We start from the raw sequence: 22,717 nt of genomic DNA, 5'->3' as shown, positions 1-22,717 counted from the left end.
CAAGCATGTCTTTTTTCAATTCGGAAAAACTGCAAACCGCTCAGAAAGCCAACCTCGATCTTTTGCAGCAAATCAGCGGCAAAGTCTTCGCCAGCGTTGAACAGCTCAGCCAGTTGCAGTTCAAGGCACTGCGCGACTCCACCGAAGAGCACTTCGAAGGTGTTCGCAAGCTGCTGGCCGTCCGTGATCCACAAGGTTTCGCTGAACTTCATGCTTCTTTCACCCAGCCAAGTGCACAGACTGAACGTCTGGCTGAATTCAACCGTCAGGTCCAAGCGCTGATCGTCGGTACTCAGTCGGACATCGCCAAACTGACCTCGAGTCAAGTCGAAGCGGGCACCCAACAGGTGCAAGAATTTGTTGAAGCCATCAGCAAGAATGCACCGGCCGGCTCCGAGCCTGTTGTGGCAGCGTTCAAGTCGAGCCTGGCGAATGCCGGTACTGTGTTCGAAAGCGCACAGAAAGCCGTAAAACAGGCTGCCGATGTGGCTCAGAGCAGTTTCGACGCAGCGACTGCCGCAGCCACCAAAGCTGCTCCAGAAGCAAGCACCAAGGCTACCAGCGGTAACAAGTAAGTCGCATCAAGTAAGCGGCACCAATGGCGATGGGTTTATTCCCCATCGCCATTTTTTTTCGGCCCGTTATCGGTGCCGGGTTTACCGCCAAACATGCCGAACAGGTTCTGGGTATTGAGGTACAACGCCTTGGATTGGTCGACATATTGGCGCATCAGGTCCTGCATCACCGGGGCCTGTTGATGCATGAAGTCGCTCCAGGCCTCGGACGACTGGGCGCCGGTCTGGGACTGGATGTCGATGACTGTCTGGATGCTTTTATCCAGATAGCTGCCGAGAACGCCCTGATAAGGGCCGTAGAACTGGATAATTCCCATCAGCATTTCGGTGGTGAAGATGGGCTCACCGCCGCTTTCGGCTTCCAGAATCACTTGCAGCAGGATGCTGCGCGTCAGGTCCTCGCCGCTCTTGGCATCGACCACCTGAAAGGCAATTTTGTCGACCACCAACTGGCGTATGTCCGCCAGCGTCAAATGACTGCTGGTGTGGGTGTCATACAGTCGGCGATTGGGGTACTTCTTGATCAGGCGGGGGGTGGTATCAGTCATGCGGGGCGTCTCGCGGCGGGCCTGGTTTGCAGGCATCTTAACCTACTCTGGCCACTGAAGCGGTTTGGTGTTGGGAGGGAGGGGCTAAGGGCAGAATCAAAAGATCGTCCGAACGCGGCCCGAACCTTCGGCAGCTCCTACAGAAGGAATGCGTACCCCGTAGGAGCTGCCGCAGGCTGCGATCTCTTGATCTACTTACCAGATCGGCAAGGTGTAGCTGACGATCAAACGGTTTTCATCCAGATCACTGCCGAAATTGGTCGAGCGCACCGTCGCGTTACGCCATTTCACCCCGACATTCTTCAACGGCCCGCTCTGCACGACATAGCCGATGTCGGTATCACGCTCCCATTCCTTACCTTCCGGACGATTGCCGCCCAGATCGATATTGTCGCCGGTGAGGTAGCGGGTCATGAACGTCAGCCCCGGAACGCCAATGGCCGCAAAGTTGTAGTCGTAGCGAGCCTGCCAGGACTTTTCGTCCTTGCTGGCGAAATCGCCGATCTGCACGAAGTTCACCAGGAAGGCATCGGTGCCGTTGACGTAGGCGTAGCCGGTGTCGCCGCTCATGCCTTGGTAACCCAGGCCCAACGCATGCCCGCCAAGGTAGTAGGTGAACATCGCGCCGATGGCGTTGTTATCGACATTGCTGCCACCGTCGTCCGTGGAGCGGGCGAAGCGCAGATCCGTCTTCAGCGACTGGCCCGTTGTCACCGACAACACATAGGTCAGGTTGACCAAGTGCTGGCTGTAGAAGCTGTCGAGATGGCCGTAGCTGTAACCGGTGGCGAGGTTGCTGGTCCATTTGTAGTTCAGGCTGGCGAAATCGAAGCTGTCGCTGTCGGCATGACGCGTGATGATGCCTTTGGCGCCGGTCCGGGTGATGCCCATGTCCTCGTAGTCCGAGGAGTCGCGCTGATTGACCTGGGTCAGTCGCCCGGCATCCACGGTCAGGCCTTCGAGTTCCAGCGACGTCAACTGACCGCCCTTGAAGGTTTGTGGCAACAGCCGTGAATCGTTGGCCAGTACCGTCGGCAGTTTCGGCAGCAGCGTGCCGAGTTTCAGCGTGCTTTTTGAGGCGCGCACTTTGGCGGTCAGGCCCAGTTCGCCGTACTCGTTCTGAGCCCCTTTGCTCGTGTCGCGGTGGCGTTTGAGCAGGCCGGAGCCTGCGCGATCCGGGCTGGAATCGAGCTTGACGCCGACCAGGCCGATGGCATCGAAACCGACACCGATCAATCCTTCGGTGAATCCCGATTCATAGCGCAGCAGGAAGCCCTGTGCCCATTCCTCTTGTTTGGATTGGGCGGCGTTGTCCTGGCGATAGTCACGGTTGAAATAGAAGTTGCGCAGCTCAAGGCTGGTCTTGCTGTCTTTGACGAAGTCAGCAGCGGCGGGGGCCGAGAGGCTGATGACGCCGCCGGCCAGCAACAGTCGGGTAGCGAGGGTGCGGGTGTTGCGGTCCATGGTGAAGCCCCTTTGTTTTTATTATGGAAAGACAGGTCCAGCGGCCCTCGCCAGGTGGGCGGGGGCTTATCGATAAAAAAACGCGAACGCCGAAAAGATAGGAGCGTGGCGCCGCGTGCGGTTCAATCGTTAGAACTGTTCGGCGCTCAGGCCAAACAAGGAAGCACTGCCCGCGCGGATGGATTGCTCCAGACTCAAAATGCGCGGCAGCAGGCGGTGGATATAGAAGTCGGCGGTGGCGATTTTCGCGCCATAAAACCCTTCGTCTTCGTGCAGCTTTTGCTTGGCAACCTGAGCCATGCGCGCCCAAAGCCAGGCGTAGGCGACGTAGCCGAACAGGTGCAAATACTCCACCGACGCGGCGCCGATTTCGTTGCGGTTGGTCGTGGCCTGATCCTGTAGCCAGTCGCTCAGGTCTTCCAGGCGCTGTACGGCATCGAACAGTTGAGCGGAGTAGGGCGCGTCAGGCTGATGGGCGAAATGACGGATCTCGCCGGTGAACTGGCGCAGCGCGACGCCGTTATCGGCCAACACTTTGCGACCGAGCAGGTCCAGGGCCTGAATGCCGTTGGTGCCTTCGTAGATCTGCGCGATGCGCACGTCACGGACCAATTGTTCCTGGCCCCATTCACGGATATAGCCATGGCCGCCGAACACTTGCTGGCCGTTGATGCAGCTTTCCAGGCCGGTGTCGGTGAAGAATGCCTTAGCCACCGGCGTCAGCAGCGCGACCAGGGTTTGCGCGCTGTCGCGCTCCTTGGCGTCATCGGAAAACTTCGCCAGGTCCAGTTGCTGCCCGACATAGCTGGCAAACGCACGGCCGACCTCGGTCAGGGCTTTCATGCTGAGCAGCATGCGGCGCACATCGGGGTGGACGATGATCGGGTCAGCCACTTTGTCCGGGGCAATGGCACCGGTCGGCGCGCGGCTCTGCACACGTTCGCGTGCATAGGTGACGGCGCTCTGATAGGACGCTTCGGCGCAGCCAATGCCTTGAATGCCGATGGACAGGCGTTCGTAATTCATCATGGTGAACATCGCCGCCAGGCCTTTGTTGGCCTCGCCGACCAGCCAGCCGCTGGCGCCGTCGAAGTTCATCACGCAGGTGGCCGAGGCCTTGATGCCCATTTTGTGTTCGATCGATCCGCAACTCACGGCGTTGGCATCGCCGAGGGAACCGTCGGCATTGACCAGTACTTTGGGCACTACGAACAGTGAGATGCCTTTCGGCCCCGCCGGTGCGTCCGGCAGTTTGGCCAACACCAGATGGACAATGTTTTCGGTCAGGTCCTGATCACCACCGGTGATGAAGATCTTGCTGCCGGTAATGTTGAAGCTGCCATCGGCCTGAGGTTCGGCGCGGGTGCGGATAATCCCCAGATCGGTGCCGGCGTGGGCCTCGGTCAGGCACATGGAACCGGCCCAGCGGCCTTCGTACATCGGCGGCAGGTAGAGGCTTTTCAGGGTGTCGCTGGCGTGGGCATCCAGCGCCAGGCAGGCACCGGAACTCAACGCCGAATACAAGGCAAAGCTTGAGTTGGCGCCGTAGAGCATTTCTTCGAACTGCACGGCCAGCATCTTCGGCATGCCCATTCCACCGAAATCGGCGTTACCGGAAAGACCCACCCAGCCGCCTTCGATGTAGGTGGCGTAAGCCTGTTTGAAACCGATCGGCGTGCTGACCTGGCCATCGACCCACTGGGCGCCTTCCTCGTCGCCGCTGCGATTCAATGGCGCAATCAGGTGCGAGGTGACTTTGGCCGCCTCCTCAAGAATGGCGTCAGCGGTGGCGGCATCGACACTGTCAGCCAGGGCTGGCAGGCGTGCCCACAGGGCCGGGGCGTCGAACACTTCATGCAGCACAAAGCGCATGTCGCGCAGCGGGGCGTTGAATTCGGGCATAACGTGAACCTCAAAAGGTTGTGCGATGGGCACGGCGCCGCTTTAGCAGGCCGTGCCCTTTCTATCAATGGCTGGAAGCGCTGGCGGCACCGAGGCCGGTCTGGGCGCGAACGAACTGGTCGGCGTAAGCGTCACGCTCTTTGTCGGCCCGCACGCTGCGGTCGAGTTTCGACACCACGACGATCACGAAGAACGCCAGCGGCATGGAGAACAGCGCCGGGTGGTCGTACGGGAAGATCGCGTGAGCATGGCCGAGCACAGTGACCCAGACGGCTGGCGAGAGGATCACCAGCACCAGCGCGCAGATCAGGCCGGCGAAACCGCCGATGATCGCGCCTTTGGTGGTCAAGCCTTTCCAGTACATGGCCATGATCAGCACCGGGAAGTTGGTCGATGCGGCGATGCCGAAGGTCAGGCCCACCAGGAACGCGACGTTCATCTTCTCGAACAGAATGCCCAGCAAAATCGCGATGATGCCCAGGCCCACGGTGGCCATGCGGGTCACGCGCATTTCCTGTTTCTGGCTGGCTTTGCCCTTCTTGAACACCGTGGCGTAGAGATCGTGGGATATCGCCGAGGCACCGGCCAGGGCCAGCCCGGAGACCACCGCCAGAATGGTGGCGAAGGCCACGGCCGAGAGGAAACCGAAGAACAGGTTGCCACCGACCGCTTTGGCCAGGTGCATGGCGACCATGTTGCCGCCGCCAATCAAGGCGCCGCCGACTTCACCATTAACGTAGTACTGCGGGTCGGTGCCGATGATCACCATCGCGGCAAAGCCCAGGGTGCAGACGACAAGGAAGAAGAAACCGATGAAACCGGTGGCGTAGAACACCGATTTGCGAGCTTCCTTGGCGTTAGGCACGGTGAAGAAACGCATCAGAATGTGCGGCAGACCGGCAATCCCGAACACCAGGCCCAGCGACATCGAAGCGGTGTTGATCGGGTCGGCGAGCATTGAACCGGGGCCCATGATGTTCCAGCCGCTGGCATGGGCTTCGACGGCTTTGGTGGCCAGGGTTTCGTAGCTGAAACCGAATTGCGACATGGCCATGAACGCCAGAGTCGTGCCGCCGGCAAGCAGCAACACAGCCTTGATGATCTGCACCCAGGTGGTGGCGATCATGCCGCCGAAGATCACGTACACCAACATCAATGCGCCGACGATCACCACGGCTACCGGGTAGTCGAGGCCGAACAGCAATTTGATCAACTGACCGGCACCGACCATCTGCACGATCAGGTAGCAGCACACCACCGTCAACGAACCAAACGCAGCGAAGATCCGCACTTTGTTCTGGTCCAGTCGATAGGACACGATGTCGGCAAAGGTGTAGCGCCCCAGGTTGCGCAGACGCTCGGCCATCAGGAAGGTGATGATCGGCCAGCCGACGAAGAAGCCGATGGTATAGATGAAGCCGTCGTAACCTTTGGCGAACACCAGGCTGGACAACCCCAGCAGCGTGGCGGCGGACATGTAGTCGCCGGCAATCGCCAGACCGTTCTGGAACCCGGTGATCCCACCGCCCGCGGTATAGAAGTCCGACGTGGATTTGGTTTGCCGCGCGGCCCACCAGGTGATGGCCAGCGTGCCCAGCACGAAGACGAAGAACATGCCGATCGCATGCAGGTTGAGCGGTTGTTTTTCCACCGCACCCAGCGCGGGTGCAGCCAGCACAACGGAGGCCGGCAAGAGCCCGGCAGCGGCGAGGAGAAGTTTACGGAGCAGGTTCATTACTTGCTCTCCTCGAGAATAGCGGCGCCCAGTGCATCGAAACGCGTGTTGGCGCTGTAGACGTACCAACCGGTCAGTAGCCAGGAAAATATGATGATCGCTGCGCCAACCGGCATGCCCAGGGTCAACATCCGATGCTCGGCGAGCGGCGCATGCAGCCACTGCGGGGCAAACGCCACCACCAGCATGAACGCGTAGTAAGTACCCAGCACCGCAGCACTGAGTGACCAGGCCAGGCGCGAACGGCTGCTCACCAATTGAAGGAATTTCGGATTGGACCGAATGCGTTCACAGCGTTGGGTATCGGTTGAATGGATGTCGATCATGGGTGGCTCCATCTTGTTGTTGTTATCGATGCTTATGGCATTTAAGGGCAGGGCAGAGCAGAGCAGAGCCGAATCCGGCCTGCACGAGCCCGAAGCGGCCGGTAAAAACACCGGCCGCTTGACGGGTACAACGTGGATTCGGTTAGAGCGCTTTGGCCCTGTCGCGCAGAACGTACTTCTGGATCTTGCCGGTTGAAGTCTTCGGCAGCAGGGTGAAAACCACCGTGCGCGGGACTTTGAAACCGGCCAGGTGTTCGCGGCAGAAACTGATGATGTCGGCCTCGCGAACGTCCTGGTGATCAGCCTTCAACGTGATAAAAGCGCAGGGCGTTTCGCCCCACTTCTCATCAGGGCGGGCGACGACGGCCGCTTCCATGACGGCTGGATGGCGATAGAGCACACCTTCCAGTTCGATGGTGGAAATGTTCTCGCCGCCGGAAATGATGATGTCCTTGAGTCGGTCCTTGATCTCGACGTAACCGTTCGGATGACACACCGCCAGGTCGCCGGTGTGGAACCAGCCGCCTTCGAACGCTTCGGCCGTGGCGGTCGGGTTCTTCAGGTAGCCCTTCATCACGGTGTTGCCGCGCATGAAGATCTCACCGATGGTCTGGCCATCTCGCGGGGTCGGCTCCAGCGTCTTCGAATCGCCGACCATCACGCCTTCGAGCGTCGGGTAGCGCACGCCCTGACGGGATTTGATTTGCGCCCGTTCGTCCAGCGGCAACTCATCCCATTCGGCATGCCAGGCGCAGAGCGTCACCGGGCCATAGGTTTCGGTCAGGCCATACACGTGGGTGACCTTGATGCCCATTTCTTCCACGGCACCGATCACTTTGGCCGGTGGCGCGGCACCGGCGACCATCGCGTTGACCGGGTGATCGATCGCCGCCTTAGCCGATTCCGGCATGTTGACCAAGGCATTGAGCACGATCGGCGCGGCGCACAGATGGGTGACCTGATGCTCGCGGATCAGCGTGAGGATTTTTTGTGGATCGACACGGCGCAGGAACACATGCACACCGGCCATGGCAGTGATGATCCACGGGTAGCACCAACCGTTGCAATGGAACATCGGCAGGGTCCAGAGGTACACCGGGTGGTTGCCCATGGCCCAGGTCATCTGGTTGCCCAACGAGTTCAGATAAGCACCGCGATGGTGGTAAACCACGCCTTTGGGGTTGCCGGTGGTGCCTGAGGTGTAATTCAGCGAGATGGCTTGCCATTCGTTCGCCGGCCACTGCCAGGCGAAGGCTGGATCGCCTTCGGCCAATAGCGCTTCGTAGTCCAGATCGCTGACCGCCTGACCTTCGCCGTACTCCGGATCATTAACGTCGATGACCAGTGGCGGGTGATCGAGCATGCCGATCGCCGCGTGAATCACATCATGGAACTCGCGGTCGGTAATCAGCACTTTGGCTTCGCCATGCTGCAGCATGAAGGCAATGGCTTCGGCATCCAGACGCACGTTGAGCGGGTTGAGCACCGCGCCAATCATCGGCACGCCGAAGTGCACTTCAAGCATCTCGGGAATGTTGGGCAGCATTACCGCCACCGTGTCGTTCTTGCCGATGCCGCGACCGGCCAGCGCCGAAGCCAGACGGCGGCAGCGGGTGTAGGTCTGCGCCCAGGTGCGGCGAATAGAACCATGGATGACGGCGGGGTAGTTGGGGTAAACGCTGGCGGTGCGCTCGATGAAGCTGAGCGGAGACAAGGCAATATGATTGACAGCCGCAGGGCCTAGCCCTTGTTCATAAATCGACATGTACGGGTACTCGGTGGCTGATTGTTAGCTCTATAGATGACCTTGCAGCGTCGCCGCTGAGGGCATCTTTTATGTCCGGCTTGCTTTATATAACATTCAGCTATTGATATGGAAGTACAACCTACGTCATATAGGGTATGTACTATATTTTATTCTGGCAGGTCTAAATCAATACAGCCACACCGCCAAGGCCGGTATATCCTTGGCTTCCCCAACGAAGCGGACCTGTGATGACCCTGACCCCCGTTCGATTGCACAGCTGGTTGCGCCTGCAGCGCGAGGGTGTGTCTCTGGCCGCCCGGGCCGATGCGTTGTGCCGTGCGCTGCAGGATTGCCCCGAGGTGCGCCGGGCGGTTTATCTGAGTTGGCAACCCAATGCGCGGATTTACAGCCACGAGGGCGCCGCCCAGCATTTTCCACCGGGGCTGGGCGACCCTTCGCTGGCCAGCGATCAGCGGCTGTTTGATCGGCTGGTCGAGGCGGGACGGCTGGACCTGGCTCAAGTACGTCAACTCGATTGCTGGCTGGCCGGCCGACTGCGCCGGGCGGCTATCAGCCATGGCCAGGTGTTTGATCTGGCCTTGACGCCTGGGCAGCCGGGTTTGTTGCTGGTGGAAGTGTGCGAGGGCGTGAGTCTTGATTGGCTGGGTTGGGTGCAGGACTTGCTGACGACGTTGCTGAGCAGCGTCAACGGCATGTTGCGGGGCTCGCCGCTGTTGGGCCACGATCCGCAACCGAGTCTGTTGCTCGATGCCCAGGGCCGACCGCTGGAATTCAATGCCGCGCTGTTGGCGCTGCTCGCCGAAAAGCCGCTGACCGATGTGCTGGGCTTTTTGCCGGTCAATCACCGGGTGCTGGTCCGTGCCTGCCTCGACCAGCAACGCGCCATCGACGGGGTCGAAGCCCAATTCGAAGCGCAGATCCTGATCTGGACGTTTATCCCCGATCCCCAGGACAACCGCGTGCTCGCCCGTTGCCGCGATGCCACGGCACAAGTGCTGGCCGAGCGTGAAGCCGCCACGGCACGGCGGCTGTACAGGCTGATCATCGAGAACACCACTGACCTGATTTCCCGACACACACCGGACGGGCGCTTTCTGGATGCATCGCCCGCATCCTGGACATTGCTTGGCTACTGGCCGGAGGAGTTGCGCGGGCAAATGGCCCAAGGCTTGTTCCATGGTCAAGACCTGGCCAGCCTGGTGCAGCGCGCGCGGGATGCTCTGGAGCAGGACGGTTATCACACGATGACCTATCGCATTCGTCATCGCGACGGGCATTACCTGTGGTTCGAAACCGCAAGCCGGGCGATTCGTGAAACCTACACCGGGACGGTGGTTGAAGTGGTCAGCGTGTCCCGGGACATTACCGCTCGGGTGCAAGCCGAGGAGAACAAGCGGCGTCTGGCGGAGGTGGTCGAGGCCAACACCGATCCGGTGTTGTTCATCGACTCCGAGGGGCAGGTCACTTATCTCAATCCTGCTGCTCGGCGCATCCTCGGGATCGACGAGCAGCAACCGATGCCGGCCCTGGCGCAATTGTTCGCCAGCGCTGACCTGGCACGTCTGCAGCGTGATGGCTGGAGCAGCGCCGAACGCGACGGTGTCTGGAGCACCGATGCGCGATTGCAGCCACCGGGTGGCGGCACTTCAGTGCCGGTATCGCTGGTGTTGCTGGCGCACCGTTCGGCCGGCGGCGAGCGCTATTACTCCTTGGTGGCGCGGGACATGACCGAGCGTGAACTGCGTGAAGTGCAACAGCGCCGCCATCAGGACGAACTGGCGCACACCGCGCGGTTGGTCACCCTGGGTGAATTGGCCTCGGGCATCGCTCACGAAATCAACCAGCCGCTGGCGGCGGTGGTCAATTATGCCAATGCCAGCCAGCGCTATTTACAGACGCTGGATTCCAATCCCCAAGCCGCCGCCCGAATGGCGCAGGGGCTGGAGCGCATTACCCATCACGCCACGCATGCTTCAGAAGTGATCAGACGTTTACGGGCGTTTCTACGCAAGGGACAACGCCGGATGCAGGCCCTGAATTTCACCGATGTCGCCCGCGAGGCCGTGCGCTTGTGTGCCTGGGAAGCGAGCAATTGCCAAGTGACAATCGAGGATCGCCTGCCGGATAATCTGCCGCCGATTTATGCCGACCGGGTGCTGCTGGAGCAGGTGCTGCTCAATCTGTTGCGCAATGCCATCGATGCCAACCGCGAACAACATCCGGGGCAACCTTCCCTGATCGTGATGGCTGCGGGGCAGGGCGGTGGTGCCACCGTGGAAATCAGTGTGCAAGACCAGGGACCGGGCGTCAGCGAGCCCGAACTGGAGCAGATATTTACCCCGTTCTATACCAGCAAGGCCGATGGCCTGGGGCTTGGTTTGTCCATGAGCCGCAGCATCATCGAAGGTTTCGGTGGCGAATTGCAGGCCCGACGCCAAGCTGTCGGGCTGCTGATGTGCTGCCGCTTGCCGCTGGCCGGCCCAACAAAACAACAACAACAGGAATAACGTAATGGCAGGTGTGACGGAGCACGTGGTGTATGTGGTCGACGACGATCAAGGCATGCTCGACTCAACGGTCTGGTTATTGGAATCGGTAGGGCTCAAGGCCTTGCCGTTTACCAGTGGCGTGGAGTTTCTCAGTGCTTGTGATGCCACGCTCGATGCCTGCGTGCTGCTCGATGTTCGCATGCCCGGCATGGGCGGTTTGAACGTGCAGGAAGAAATGCGCACACGTGAGCTGAACTTGCCGATCATTTTCGTCAGCGGGCACGCGGATGTGCCGATCGTGGTTCGCGCCTTCAAGGCAGGCGCCCATGACTTCATCGAGAAGCCCTATAACGAGCAATTGCTGCTGGACAGCGTGCAACAGGCGCTCAGTAACTGCGCAGCAAACCGCTCGGGCAATCAGGGTCATGAAGCCTTGCAGGCACGTTTGCTGACACTGACCCCACGGGAGCGCGATGTCTTGCTGCCGCTGGTGCAGGGTTACACCACCCGTGAGATCGCTGAGCAACTGGGCGTGAGCGCAAAAACCGTCGACCTGTATCGCTCGCGGGTGATGAAACGCATGCAGGCCAATACCTTGCCGGACCTGGTGGGCATGGCCATCGCCGCTGAACTGGTCGATCCGCTGAAGCTACGGTGATTGCTCGCGTTTTCTAATGAGCGACTATGCTGGGCTAACCCATCTCATCCCTCTGCAGCGATCTGCAAGGAGGCAGCAATGGTGCCCACCTCCAGCTCCGAGAAGGCGTTCACACGCAGTCTGCTCGATGTTTTGATCCGTGCCGGGCTGATTGCCGTACTGGTGCTGTTCTGCTTTGAGATCTTCAGCCCGTTCCGCGACCTCATGCTGTGGTCGCTGATCCTGGCGATCACCCTTTATCCACTGCAAGTGCGGCTCAAAGGGCCGTTGGGTCAGAAAGACGGCCGTATTGCGGCGCTGATTGTGCTGATCGCTATCGTTGTGCTCATGGTGCCGATCTATCTGTTGGTCACCTCGATTGCCGATTCGGTCGCGCATGCCATGACCACCGTGAGGGACGGCAACTTCCATATTCCGCCACCCGCCGATTCAGTCGCTGACTGGCCGTTAGTGGGCAAGTCTGTTTCTGCTTTATGGCTGCAGGCCTCAACCGATCTTCCCGACCTGGCGGCGAAGTACCTGCCGCAGATAAAACATTTCAGCGTGAGCTTCCTGGGCAAACTGGCCGGCGTCGGCATGGGGTTCCTCACCTTTATCTTTGCATTGATCATCGCCGGCATTTTCATGGCCTATGGCGAGAGCGGCAGGCGCAGTGCGGTACAGATCGCTTCACGCGTCAGCGATCCGGCCAAGGGGCCGAAAATCGCCGAACTGTGTACCGCAACGATCCGTGCGGTCGCGCTGGGGGTGGTCGGCATCGCCTTCATCCAGATGCTGCTGGTGGGCATCGGATTCGTGATCAAGGGTGTCCCCGGCGCCGGTCTGCTCGCCTTGGCGGTGCTGCTGCTCGGCATCATGCAATTACCGGCGACGCTGATTACGCTGCCCGTGATTGCCTTTGTGTTCGCCACCGAAGGGGCCAGCACGGCGACCATCGTCTTCGCCATCTATGTGTTCGTTGCCGGCCTGGTGGATAACGTGCTCAAGCCATTGCTGTTGGGGCGCGGTGTCGATGTGCCGATGCCGGTAGTGTTGATCGGTGCCCTGGGCGGCATGGTCACCAGCGGTATCCTCGGGCTGTTCATCGGCCCGGTGGTGCTTGCGGTCGGCTATCAGTTGTTCTGGCAATGGGTGGAGGATCAGCCGCAGAACAGACCGGACGTCCCGCGGACGTTATGACGGCCCGGGCTTGCGCTAGCATAAAAGGTGTTCAGACACTCGCCCTGACATTGGCAGACGGGATCTTGCAGGGGCCGGAGGAGGCGTTTTGAAAACATTCCTGCTCGGGCCTAGCGCCTCAACGCTGAACATGTTGCGTCAAGCGTGCCTGCAACGCCGAGATGCGGTGCCGCCAACGTTAACGGAAAAAGCGCTCATCCCTGACATTCCAGATGCTCGCTACTGGCTGGACCAGGATCTGACCCCGTTCATTCGGGATGTGAGTCAAGCCAACCTTCGAGAGGCTGAGGCGCTCGCCAGCGCAGGGATGCCCAGTGACACCCTGCCGCTGGCAAGCATGTTGGCCGTTTCGGGGGGCGGCGATGCCGGCACATTCGCGGGGGGCATCATTGCGGGATGGACCCTGCATGGGTCTCGTCCCGTGTTCAAAGTCGTCACCGGCATTAGCGCTGGCGCCCTGGTCGCCCCGTTTGCCTACCTGGGGCCCCAGTACGACGGTGTCATTCTGGGTATCTGCAATGCAGTCGGTCCAAAAGACATTTTCCATCCGCGCAATATGCTGACCCGTCTTGCCAGCGATGGTATGGCGCACAGCAAGCCACTGTCGCGGCTGATTGCACAGCACATCACTGCCGAGGTTCTTGCGGCGATCGCGTCGCAATACGCCAAAGGGCGTCTTCTGATGATCGGCACCACCGACCTTGATTCTGGACGCCCGGTCACCTGGAACATGGGCGCTATTGCCTCCAGCCAGGCACCGGGCGCGCTCGACCTGTTTCGCAACATCATGATCGCGTCGATGAGTATTCCCGGCGCCGTCTCACCCGTCATGATCGATGTGGAGGTTGACGGTCAACAGTTTCAGGAAATGCACGTGGACGGAGGCGTCCTTACTCAAGTGTTCCTTTACCCACCCGGCACCGTGATGGCGCTGAACCGCGTGTCCGGGGCGCGTTTGCGTGATGAACGGCATTTCTATGTCATTCGCAACGGCAAACTGGAGTTGCAGTGGTCCGGAACCAAGCGCCGCACCTTGAGCATCGGCGGTCGCGCCATCAGCGCATTGATCCAGACTCAGGGGATCAGCGATCTGGACCGAATTTACCGAATTGCACAGCAGGATGGCGCGGACTTCAATCTGGCGTACATCGGCTCCGATTTTGATATTTCTCGCAATCATAGATTTGATGGCGAGTACATGAAGCGCTTGTTCGACTACGCCTTTCAACTCAGCGCGAAAGGGTATCCGTGGCATAAATCGCCGAGTACGTGAGAGAGGGCCGGCGTTCTGCCTAATGCCAGTCAGTTAAGCCGTAACGCGATCTGTAGCAGCTGCCGAGCTTGCGAGGCTGCGTTCGGCTGCGTAGCAGTCGTAAAATCAGTCATTGCAGTACATCAGGCATACCGCGTCAGCCGGACTCACGACTGCTTCGCAGCCGAACGCAGCCTCGCGGGCTCGGCAGCTGCTACAAAAGTGTCGCGGCTGAAATATTGGAATAGCGGCGCTTGATTTTCCGCACTTGCCCCAGAGAAATCAGCTGACCGGCTCGGCCGTACAACTCATTGCCCCTGAGCCTGGCTTCTGGAAAATCACCCCGTTGCCGTCTTGCCAGAAGCGGTAGCTCCCCTGGGAATCCTTGCCAGTGTATTGGGTTCCCGAATCACTCGGCACCTGGCTCAGGGTGATCGAGGTGTTCGCCCATTTCAGGTACACGACACCTGGCTGCGTGTTAAAGAAGGTGGCGGCAATCAGTGCGTTAAACCCTGTACAACGAAAAGCCAGGGGACCTTCGGTGAGCGTGTCTGGATCCTTGGTTCTCACAATGGCCGAGCCTTGGCGTAGCTGGTGCGCGCGCTCGGCATAACTTCGGATCGTGCACGCCTTGGGCTCAGGCGTGGACGCACACTGATTACGGGAGTCGATCCAGAACTGCTGGTCGATCAAGACTTTGTCTGGGCGCGGTACTGAACGTTCATCCGTGAGCGCCAGGCGATAAAGACGCGTCAATTCGATATCCATCTGTGCCAGTTGCGAATCGCGACAGATAAGCTTTTCGACGGATGCCCTTGCCGTGGCGCAATCGAAACTGGTCTTGAACGACGCAGCATTTGCGCAGGTGCTCATCGCCGCGCAAACGCTGGCAGCGAGCAGACAGGTGAAAAGGGTCGTGACCGTTTTCATGTTGGCTTCACCCAGATCATTACGCGATCCCCGGATTGCCATGGAACCTATCGATCTGTTGGACATTCATTCGTTCGCATTGGGTGTATCGCAGTGTAAGTCAGTGCTCGAAACTTGCCACTTCTGGCGATGTTAAAAAATGTTATTTAGAAAAAATACTTCACATAATCTGATCATTGGTAGATGATCTCCAGCAGCCGGTATGACAACCTGATAACACGACAAAAACAGGATTGCCTTGATGTTCGACGAGATCCCGACTCATGTGCTGAATGACAGCGCCCCTCAGCGGGTTTATCCGCTCGGCGCTGATCCTGTCTACCGCAGCCCTCTCTACAACGCGGCCAATGTCTGCGCCTGGCAGGCGCGCAAGCAGTCGCTGCTTTCCTCTGGAGTACCCCATGAATAACAAGAATGTCGGTGTTGTCGGTCTGGGCGCGATGGGCCTGGGCATTGCTCGCTCGTTGTTGCGCAGCGGTTTCAATGTGCATGCCTGTGATGTGCGGGCTGCAGTGACTGAACAGTTTGCCGGGGAGGGCGGTGTGGCTTGCTCTTCGCCGTCGCACATGGCCGCTGGATGCGACGTGATAGTGACCGTGGTGGTCAACGCCGAGCAGACCGAAACCGTATTGTTTGGTGAGGGTGGTGCCGTGGCCGCACTGCGGCCGGGCAGTCTGGTGATCGGCTGCGCCACCGTAGCCCCGACTTACGCGGTGGATCTGGGCCAGCGCCTGGCTGCGCTGGGCCTGCTGTATCTGGATGCACCGATTTCCGGTGGCGCCGCCAAGGCTGCCGCTGGCGAGATGACCATGATGACCTCGGGGCCGGCCGACGCCTATACCAAGGCTGAGTCAATTCTGGCGGGCATGGCCGGCAAGGTTTATCGCCTGGGTGACGTTCATGGCCTGGGGTCGAAGGTCAAAATCATCAATCAGCTGCTCGCCGGGGTGCATATTGCCGCCTCTGCCGAAGCCATGGCGCTGGGCCTGCGCGAAGGGGTCGATGCCGATGCGCTGTATGAGGTGATCACCCATAGCGCCGGTAATTCCTGGATGTTCGAAAACCGCGTGCCGCACATTCTCAAGGCTGACTACACGCCGTTGTCCGCGGTGGATATTTTCGTCAAGGACCTGGGCCTGGTACTCGATACCGCCCGAGCCAGCAAATTCCCGCTGCCGCTGTCGGCCACCGCTCACCAGATGTTCATGCAGGCGTCCAGTGCCGGCTTCGGCCGTGAGGACGACTCGGCGGTGATCAAGATTTTCCCGGGCATCGAATTGCCGACTGCCAAGCCCCAGTCCGTTTGAAGCCCGAGCCCGTTTGAGGAACACCCCATGACTACCTCCACCGCACGCCCGCTGCTGGGCTGCATCGCCGACGATTTCACCGGTGCCACGGACCTTGCCAACATGCTGGTGCGCGGCGGAATGCGTACCGTGCAAAGCATCGGAATCCCGAGCGCAGACGTTGCTGCCGGGCTTGACGCCGATGCGATCGTCATTGCCCTGAAGTCGCGCACCATTCCTGTCGCCGAAGCGGTCGAACAGTCCCTCGCAGCGCTGGCCTGGCTGCGCGAACAAGGCTGCGAGCAGATCTTCTTCAAATATTGCTCGACGTTCGACTCCACCGCGGCCGGCAATATCGGCCAGGTCAGCGAAGCGCTGCTGGCCGCACTGGACAGCGACTTCACTCTGGCCTGTCCGGCGTTCCCGGAGAATGGCCGGACAATCTTTCGCGGCCACTTGTTTGTGCAGGATCAACTGCTCAGCGAGTCGGGCATGCAGCATCACCCGCTGACGCCGATGACCGATGCCAACCTGGTTCGGGTCCTGCAATCGCAGACTGGCCTGAATGTCGGCCTGTTGCGTTACGACACCATTGCCCGCGGCGCTGAGCAGGTGCGTGCGCGAATCGCAGAGCTGAGGGTTCAAGGTGTCGGCATGGCCATCGCTGATGCCTTGTCGGACAGCGATCTGTACACCCTCGGTACCGCCTGCGCCGATCTGCCGTTGTTGACGGGTGGTTCGGGGCTGGCCCTGGGGTTGCCGGAAAATTTCCGTCGCGCTGGCAAGCTGCGCGACCTCGATGCCTCAAAGCTCCCGGCGGTGTTCGGCGGGGAAGTGGTGTTGGCCGGCAGTGCTTCGATCGCGACCAATGGACAAGTGGCGGCCTGGCTCGAAGCCGGGCGGCCGGCCTTGCGGATTGATCCGTTGGCCTTGGCCGCGGGTGAACCGGTGGTGGCGCAAGCCTTGACCTTCGCCCGTGATAACGAACAAACCGTATTGATCTACGCCACCAGCTCACCGGATGAGGTCAAGTCGGTGCAACAGCAACTGGGTGTCGAGCAGGCTGGCAGTCTGGTAGAAAACGCCTTTGGCGAAATTGCCCAAGGTCTGCGCCAGAGCGGCGTGCGCCGTTTCGTGATCGCCGGCGGAGAAACCTCGGGCGCTGTGGTTCAGGCGTTGGGCGTACAGCTGCTGCAGATCGGCGCGCAGATCGATCCGGGTGTGCCGGCGACCGTTAGCAATACTGACGAACCTTTGGCGCTGGCACTCAAATCGGGCAACTTCGGTGGCCGCGACTTCTTCAGCAAAGCCTTGAGCCAACTCGCGGGAGGTGCTCAGTGAGTAACGAAAACGCCCTGCGCGAAGAAATCTGCGAGGTTGGCCGCAGCCTTTACCAGCGCGGTTATACCGTCGGCAGCGCCGGCAATATCAGTGCGCGCCTGGATGACGGTTGGTTGATCACACCGACCGATGTCTGCCTCGGGCGCCTCGATCCGGCGACCATCGCCAAGGTCAATCTGGCCGGCGAATGGGTGTCCGGTGACAGGCCTTCAAAGACTCTGGCGCTGCATCGCCAGGTCTACGACCGCAACCCGAATGTCGGCGGCGTGGTGCATACCCATTCCACTCATCTGGTGGCGTTGACGCTGGCCGGTGTCTGGCAGGCAGACGACATCCTGCCGCCGCTGACGCCGTATCAGGTCATGAAAGTCGGGCATATCCCGTTGATTGGCTACCAGCGACCCGGGTCGCCGAAGGTTGCCGAGCAAGTCGCGCAGCTGGCCAATAGTGTTCGCGGCGTGATGCTTGAACGGCTTGGCCCGGTGGTCTGGGAAAGTTCGGTGTCCAGGGCCAGTTACGCCCTGGAGGAGCTTGAGGAAACTGCACGGCTCTGGCTGATGAGCCATCCCAAACCGGAACCTCTCGACCAGGCGGCTTTGGACGAGTTGCGAGAGACTTTCGGAGCGTCCTGGTAAAGCGCTGGCTTAACACGACAAATCGATACAGCAGGCCCTGTACATGAGACGCGCAGCGACTCTCGACGGACCCGGCTTGCCTGAAAAAACAATAACAACAGGAAATCCAAGCATGACTCACCTTCACTGCGGCATTTTCAGATTCAGTGCTAGAACCGTTTCGTTTACCCGGCGTGGAGGGGTTCTGAAATGAGCCCGTTAGTCCTGATGATTACCGCAGGGGTGGGCATCGCGCTGTTGTTGTTCCTGGTGCTCAAGTACAAGTTCCAACCCTTCGTAGCGTTGATGCTGGTGAGCATTCTGGTGGCGCTGGTGGCCGGCGTGAAACCGGCCGATCTGGTGGCGACCATCGAAGGCGGCATGGGCAAGACCCTGGGCCATATCGCGATCATCATTGCCTTGGGCGCGATGATCGGGCGGATCATCGAACTCTCCGGCGGTGCCGAGGCGCTGGCCAAGACCCTGATTACTCGTTTCGGCAACCGGCGCACACCGCTGGCGCTGACGATTGCCGGTTTCATGGTCGGGGTGCCGGTGTTCTTCGAAGTCGGCGTGATCATCCTGATGCCGCTGGCCTATGGCATTGCGCGCAGTGCGCGTAAGCCGCTGTTGGTCTTCGCACTGCCGATGTGCGCGGCCTTGTTGACCGTACACGCCTTTCTGCCGCCACACCCGGGCGCCGTGGCCGCTGCCAGTCAGTTGGGCGCGGACCTGGGTCGCGTGCTGATGTTCGGTCTGCCGCTCACCGCGTTCCTTTGCTATGTCGGCTACCGCGTGGCCGGGCGCATGACCCGTCGGGTGTACCCGATGACCGACGATATTCGTGCCGAGGTCTATGGCCCGCATGTCACCAACGAGGATCTGGCCGCCTGGTCCAATGGCAACGACAAGAGCGCTGAGCGAGCGGCTGTGGCCGTGTCGCACATGGGCCTGGAAGAGTCCACCAGCAGCATCGTTTCCAAGTTGCCGCCGGCACCCCCACCAGGGTTTGGCCTGATCGTCAGCCTGATCCTGCTGCCCATCATTCTGATTCTGCTGGGAACGCTGTCCACCTCGTTGCTGCCTGCCGAATCGACCCTGCGCGGCATCATGACCGTGCTCGGCGCGCCGCTGGTGGCGCTGCTGATCGACACGTTGCTGTGTGCCTGGTTGCTGGGTTCGCGTCGGGGCTGGAGCCGCACTCAGGTGTCCGACGTGATCGGTTCGGCCTTGCCCGGTGTGGCCATGGTGATCCTGATTGCCGGTGCCGGCGGGGTGTTTGGCAAGGTGCTGGTGGATACCGGAATCGGCGCCGTGGTCTCCGATATGCTGCGCACCACCGGTCTGCCGGTGCTGGCGCTGGGCTTTCTGCTGACCCTGCTGTTGCGCGCGGTGCAGGGCTCGACGACGGTGGCGCTGGTGACCACTGCCGGCATCATCAGCCCGCTGATTGCGACCCTCAATCTCACCCCGAACCACATGGCCCTGCTGTGCCTGGCCATGGGCGGTGGCGGGTTGGCCATGTCCCATATCAATGACGCCGGTTACTGGATCTTCACCAAGCTGTCCGGGCTGAACGTGGCCGACGGCTTGCGCACCTGGACGGTGTTGACCACGTTGCTCGGCACCTTGGGTTTCTGTATTACCCTGCTGATCTGGCCATTTGTCTAACTCTTAATTTCAGGAGCTACCATGCCTCGTTTTGCTGCCAACCTCAGCATGCTCTACCCGGAACATGCGTTTCTGGATCGCTTCGCCGCCGCGGCTGCCGATGGTTTCGAAGCAGTGGAGTATCTGTTCCCCTACGACTACAGCGCTGAAGAGCTCCAGCAACGCTTGAGCGATAACGGCCTGGTGCAGGCGCTGTTCAACGCGCCGCCCGGTGATTGGGCGGCAGGCGAGCGGGGCACGGTGTCGTTGCCGGGCCGTGAGAGTGAATTTCGTAGCGGTTTTGATCGTGCCCTGGAGTACGCCGGCGTGCTGGGGAATTCACGTATCCATGTGATGGCTGGGCTGTTGCCGTCGGAAAGCGATCGCCCACGGCATCACGGCGTGTACCTGGAGAACCTGGCCTATGCCACCGCCCGGGCGGCCAAGGTTGGTATCACGGTGCTGCTGGAACCGATCAATACACGAGACATGCCGGGCTTTTTCCTCAACCGGCAGGACCAGGCCCAGGCCATCTGCAAGGAAGTGGGCGCCAGTAACCTGAAGGTTCAGTTCGACTGTTATCACTGCCAAATCGTCGAGGGCGACCTGGCCACCAAACTGCGTCGGGACTTCGACGGTATCGGCCATATCCAGATCGCCGGAGTGCCAGACCGGCATGAGCCGGACCTGGGAGAAGTCAACTATCCCTATCTGTTCGAGTTGATCGACCAGTTGGGTTATGACGGCTGGGTAGGGTGCGAGTATCGGCCGCGTGGCAATACTTCGGCCGGCTTGCAATGGCTACGGGACTGGAAGGTGCGCTAAGCGCAACAGAGGAGGGGGGCGACGGACGCTGCCGGAGCTCGTCGTTTCAGTCAGACGGCAACAACAGTTCGACACCTTGCTTGCGAATGCCATCGGCCGCGGCCGGGGTCAACGCATCGTCGCTGAGGATAATGTCGAACTGCTCTAGCCCGGCAATCTTGTACATGCTGAATGTGCCGTATTTCGAACTGCTGGCCACCAGCACCACTTGCGAGGCCGATTGCATCGCGGCTTGTTTCACCTCCACCTTCAGGGCCGAAGGCGTGGTGAGGCCGCGACGCAAGTCCCATGAGCTGGTCGATATGAACGCGATGTCGGTGACGACCTGGCGCAGGGTGGCAACCGCCAGGCCGCCCACGCACGATTGATTGGAGTGATCCAGCTGCCCGCCAGTATGAATCACCGTGACATGGGGGGCTTCGATCAGCGCCTGGACAATGCCGAAGTCGTTAGTCACCACGGTCATGCCGGACATCGCCTTGATGTAGGGGACGATTTCCAGTGTGCTGGTTCCCGCATCCAGGTAGATCGTCATATCGGCATGCAGTAGCCGGGCGGCGAGCTTGGCCATGGCCTGCTTCTGTGGCAACTCGACCACCGCCTTGAGCTGGTGGCTGGGCTCACTATGGAGCTGGCTGGCGATCCGCACCCCACCCGTTACCGAGTAAGCACGACCTTCCTGCTCCAGCAACGCGATATCGCGACGTATGGTCATGTGCGAACAGTCGAACATTTCCATCAACTGATGAACGCTCAGCACCTGATGCTTGCGCAACTGTCGCAGCATCAATTCACGGCGCTGTTCAGGAATCATCGGTGCGCCGCTTTCGGCGGCGATGTCCTTTTGATTAGGCATTCGGGCTCCAGATTAAGGAAAGCTGACGGTCAAGCTAACGGTCAAACATAGTAGCGAATCTGCGGCGGGATCAGTAGCGCGGTGATGTGACGGGGCCTGGGACTTAAATTGAGCCACGATTCGCGTGGACAGTGCTTCCTGCTCTTTCGATATGTAGCCAGTGAAGGCACAATGCGCATCCTTTTTTGGCTGGCCTTGCCGGAGGCGCCTCGAAATGATCAAAACGCCGTACTACCTCATCGATAAACAAAAGCTGCTGGCGAACATGCAGAAGATCGCCTATGTCCGCGAACAATCCGGGGCCAAGGCGCTCCTGGCACTCAAGTGCTTCGCCACCTGGTCGGTGTTCGACCTGATGCAGCAATACATGGACGGCACCACGTCGTCGTCGCTCTACGAGCTCAAGCTCGGTCGACAGAAGTTCGCTGGCGAGACCCATGCCTACAGCGTGGCCTGGGCCGACGACGAGATCGAGGAGATGCTCGACAACTGCGACAAGATCATCTTCAACTCCATCAGCCAGTTGCAGCGCTACGCCGAGGCTTCAGCAGGCAAGGTGCGCGGCCTGCGGGTCAATCCGCAGGTGAGCAGCTCGGATTATCTGCTGGCCGACCCCGCGCGGCCGTTCAGCCGTCTGGGCGAGTGGGACCCGGTGAAGATCGAGCAGGTCATCGACCAGATCTCTGGCTTCATGTTCCACAACAACTGCGAGAACGGTGATTTCGGCCTGTTCGACCAGATGCTGTGCACCATCGAAGAACGCTTCGGCGACTTGCTGCACAAGGTCGAGTGGGTCAGCCTCGGTGGCGGCATCCACTTCACTGGTGAAGGCTACGCGCTGGACGAGTTCTGCGCACGCCTCAAGACCTTCTCGCAAAAATACGGCGTGCAGGTTTACCTGGAACCGGGCGAAGCGGCCATCACGCAGAGCGCGTCGCTGGAAGTCACTGTGCTCGACACCCTCTACAACGGCAAGCACCTGGCGGTTGTGGACAGCTCCATCGAAGCGCATATGCTCGATCTACTGATCTATCGCCTGAATGCGAAGCTGGCGCCCAGCGAGGGTGAGCACACGTACATGGTGTGCGGCAAATCCTGTCTGGCCGGAGACATTTTCGGTGAGTATCAATTTGATCGTCCTTTGGCTATCGGGGATCGGCTGTCGTTCATCGACGCAGCGGGTTACACCATGGTCAAGAAGAACTGGTTCAACGGCTTGAAAATGCCGTCCATCGTGGTGAAACAACTCGACGGTACTGTCGAGGTGGTTCGTGAGTTTGGTTACAACGACTACATGTCCAGCCTTTCGTAAGCTGGCA

Annotated in this window: 20 protein-coding genes; 12 read left to right on the top strand and 8 right to left on the bottom strand. The window is 60.1% G+C overall.

What is annotated here, in order from left to right; all coding sequences use genetic code 11:
• The first annotated feature begins 5 nt into the window (after nt 1–5).
• Nucleotides 6–575: a TIGR01841 family phasin gene (gene phaP / locus ACMXYH_RS15725; protein WP_415764054.1), complete on the top strand. Its 570-nt coding sequence runs from the start codon at nt 6–8 to the stop codon at nt 573–575.
• 35 nt (nt 576–610) lie between these two features.
• On the opposite strand, the gene phaR is transcribed toward phaP, so the two are convergent.
• The 6 genes from phaR to ACMXYH_RS15695 all read right to left on the bottom strand — a co-directional run bounded on the left by phaR (nt 611) and on the right by ACMXYH_RS15695 (nt 8,315).
• Nucleotides 611–1,159: a polyhydroxyalkanoate synthesis repressor PhaR gene (gene phaR, locus ACMXYH_RS15720; protein WP_415764053.1), complete on the bottom strand. Its 549-nt coding sequence runs from the start codon at nt 1,157–1,159 to the stop codon at nt 611–613.
• 159 nt (nt 1,160–1,318) lie between these two features.
• Entirely contained in the window at nt 1,319–2,587 is a 1,269-nt protein-coding gene (locus ACMXYH_RS15715) for an OprD family porin (RefSeq protein WP_415764052.1), read from the bottom strand.
• 129 nt (nt 2,588–2,716) lie between these two features.
• Nucleotides 2,717–4,489, bottom strand: a complete 1,773-nt coding sequence (locus ACMXYH_RS15710; protein WP_415764051.1) for an acyl-CoA dehydrogenase C-terminal domain-containing protein — start codon at nt 4,487–4,489, stop codon at nt 2,717–2,719.
• Nucleotides 4,490–4,553: 64 nt separating this feature from the next.
• A complete protein-coding gene (locus ACMXYH_RS15705; RefSeq protein ID WP_129444145.1) occupies nt 4,554–6,224 on the bottom strand; it encodes a cation acetate symporter in 1,671 nt (556 codons plus the stop codon).
• Complete coding sequence (locus ACMXYH_RS15700; RefSeq protein WP_008146418.1) at nt 6,224–6,550, bottom strand: DUF485 domain-containing protein; 327 nt, start codon at nt 6,548–6,550, stop codon at nt 6,224–6,226. The genes ACMXYH_RS15705 and ACMXYH_RS15700 overlap by 1 nt, the downstream gene beginning before the upstream one ends.
• 142 nt (nt 6,551–6,692) lie before the next feature.
• A complete protein-coding gene (locus ACMXYH_RS15695; protein ID WP_283180327.1) occupies nt 6,693–8,315 on the bottom strand; it encodes an acyl-CoA synthetase in 1,623 nt (540 codons plus the stop codon).
• Between the two features lie 230 nt (nt 8,316–8,545).
• Between ACMXYH_RS15695 and ACMXYH_RS15690 the strand changes: the two genes are divergently transcribed.
• The 4 genes from ACMXYH_RS15690 (at nt 8,546) to ACMXYH_RS15675 (ending at nt 13,917) form a co-directional block, all read left to right on the top strand.
• Nucleotides 8,546–10,825 (top strand): PAS domain-containing sensor histidine kinase, encoded by a 2,280-nt coding sequence (locus ACMXYH_RS15690; protein WP_415764050.1) that lies wholly within the window; start codon nt 8,546–8,548, stop codon nt 10,823–10,825.
• A gap of 4 nt (nt 10,826–10,829) precedes the next feature.
• Nucleotides 10,830–11,465 carry a response regulator transcription factor gene (locus ACMXYH_RS15685; RefSeq protein WP_046055223.1) on the top strand — a complete coding sequence of 212 codons (636 nt, stop codon included), beginning with the start codon at nt 10,830–10,832 and terminating at the stop codon, nt 11,463–11,465.
• Between the two features lie 78 nt (nt 11,466–11,543).
• Nucleotides 11,544–12,644, top strand: coding sequence for an AI-2E family transporter (locus ACMXYH_RS15680; protein ID WP_415764049.1), 1,101 nt, complete (start codon nt 11,544–11,546; stop codon nt 12,642–12,644).
• Between the two features lie 88 nt (nt 12,645–12,732).
• Nucleotides 12,733–13,917 carry a patatin-like phospholipase family protein gene (locus tag ACMXYH_RS15675; RefSeq protein ID WP_415764048.1) on the top strand — a complete coding sequence of 395 codons (1,185 nt, stop codon included), beginning with the start codon at nt 12,733–12,735 and terminating at the stop codon, nt 13,915–13,917.
• Nucleotides 13,918–14,178: 261 nt separating this feature from the next.
• Here ACMXYH_RS15675 and ACMXYH_RS15670 read toward each other — a convergent pair whose 3' ends face one another.
• On the bottom strand, nt 14,179–14,826 hold the full coding sequence (locus ACMXYH_RS15670; protein ID WP_415764047.1) for an MliC family protein: 648 nt from the start codon (nt 14,824–14,826) through the stop codon (nt 14,179–14,181).
• Nucleotides 14,827–15,067: 241 nt separating this feature from the next.
• Between ACMXYH_RS15670 and ACMXYH_RS15665 the strand changes: the two genes are divergently transcribed.
• The 6 genes from ACMXYH_RS15665 (at nt 15,068) to otnI (ending at nt 20,542) form a co-directional block, all read left to right on the top strand.
• Nucleotides 15,068–15,235, top strand: a complete 168-nt coding sequence (locus tag ACMXYH_RS15665; RefSeq protein WP_166793860.1) for a hypothetical protein — start codon at nt 15,068–15,070, stop codon at nt 15,233–15,235.
• Nucleotides 15,228–16,133, top strand: coding sequence for an L-threonate dehydrogenase (ltnD, locus tag ACMXYH_RS15660; protein ID WP_415764046.1), 906 nt, complete (start codon nt 15,228–15,230; stop codon nt 16,131–16,133). The genes ACMXYH_RS15665 and ltnD overlap by 8 nt, the downstream gene beginning before the upstream one ends.
• A gap of 27 nt (nt 16,134–16,160) precedes the next feature.
• A complete protein-coding gene (gene otnK / locus ACMXYH_RS15655) occupies nt 16,161–17,453 on the top strand; it encodes a 3-oxo-tetronate kinase (RefSeq protein WP_415764045.1) in 1,293 nt (430 codons plus the stop codon).
• Nucleotides 17,450–18,088, top strand: a complete 639-nt coding sequence (locus tag ACMXYH_RS15650; protein WP_415764044.1) for an aldolase — start codon at nt 17,450–17,452, stop codon at nt 18,086–18,088. The genes otnK and ACMXYH_RS15650 overlap by 4 nt, the downstream gene beginning before the upstream one ends.
• 189 nt (nt 18,089–18,277) lie before the next feature.
• Complete coding sequence (locus ACMXYH_RS15645) at nt 18,278–19,738, top strand: SLC13 family permease (protein ID WP_415764043.1); 1,461 nt, start codon at nt 18,278–18,280, stop codon at nt 19,736–19,738.
• A gap of 21 nt (nt 19,739–19,759) precedes the next feature.
• A complete protein-coding gene (gene otnI, locus ACMXYH_RS15640) occupies nt 19,760–20,542 on the top strand; it encodes a 2-oxo-tetronate isomerase (RefSeq protein ID WP_415764041.1) in 783 nt (260 codons plus the stop codon).
• Nucleotides 20,543–20,588: 46 nt separating this feature from the next.
• Here the strand turns inward: otnI and ACMXYH_RS15635 are convergent, their stop codons facing one another.
• On the bottom strand, nt 20,589–21,398 hold the full coding sequence (locus ACMXYH_RS15635) for a DeoR/GlpR family DNA-binding transcription regulator (protein ID WP_415764040.1): 810 nt from the start codon (nt 21,396–21,398) through the stop codon (nt 20,589–20,591).
• Nucleotides 21,399–21,612: 214 nt separating this feature from the next.
• On the opposite strand from ACMXYH_RS15635, the gene nspC reads away from it, so the two are divergent.
• Complete coding sequence (nspC, locus tag ACMXYH_RS15630; RefSeq protein WP_415764039.1) at nt 21,613–22,710, top strand: carboxynorspermidine decarboxylase; 1,098 nt, start codon at nt 21,613–21,615, stop codon at nt 22,708–22,710.
• Nucleotides 22,711–22,717: the final 7 nt, after the last annotated feature.

Origin of the sequence: Pseudomonas frigoris, from assembly GCF_047758635.1 — a bacterium.
In the GTDB taxonomy this organism is placed as follows: Bacteria; Pseudomonadota; Gammaproteobacteria; order Pseudomonadales; family Pseudomonadaceae; genus Aquipseudomonas; species Aquipseudomonas frigoris.
This window is presented reverse-complemented; position numbering and strand designations above follow the sequence as displayed.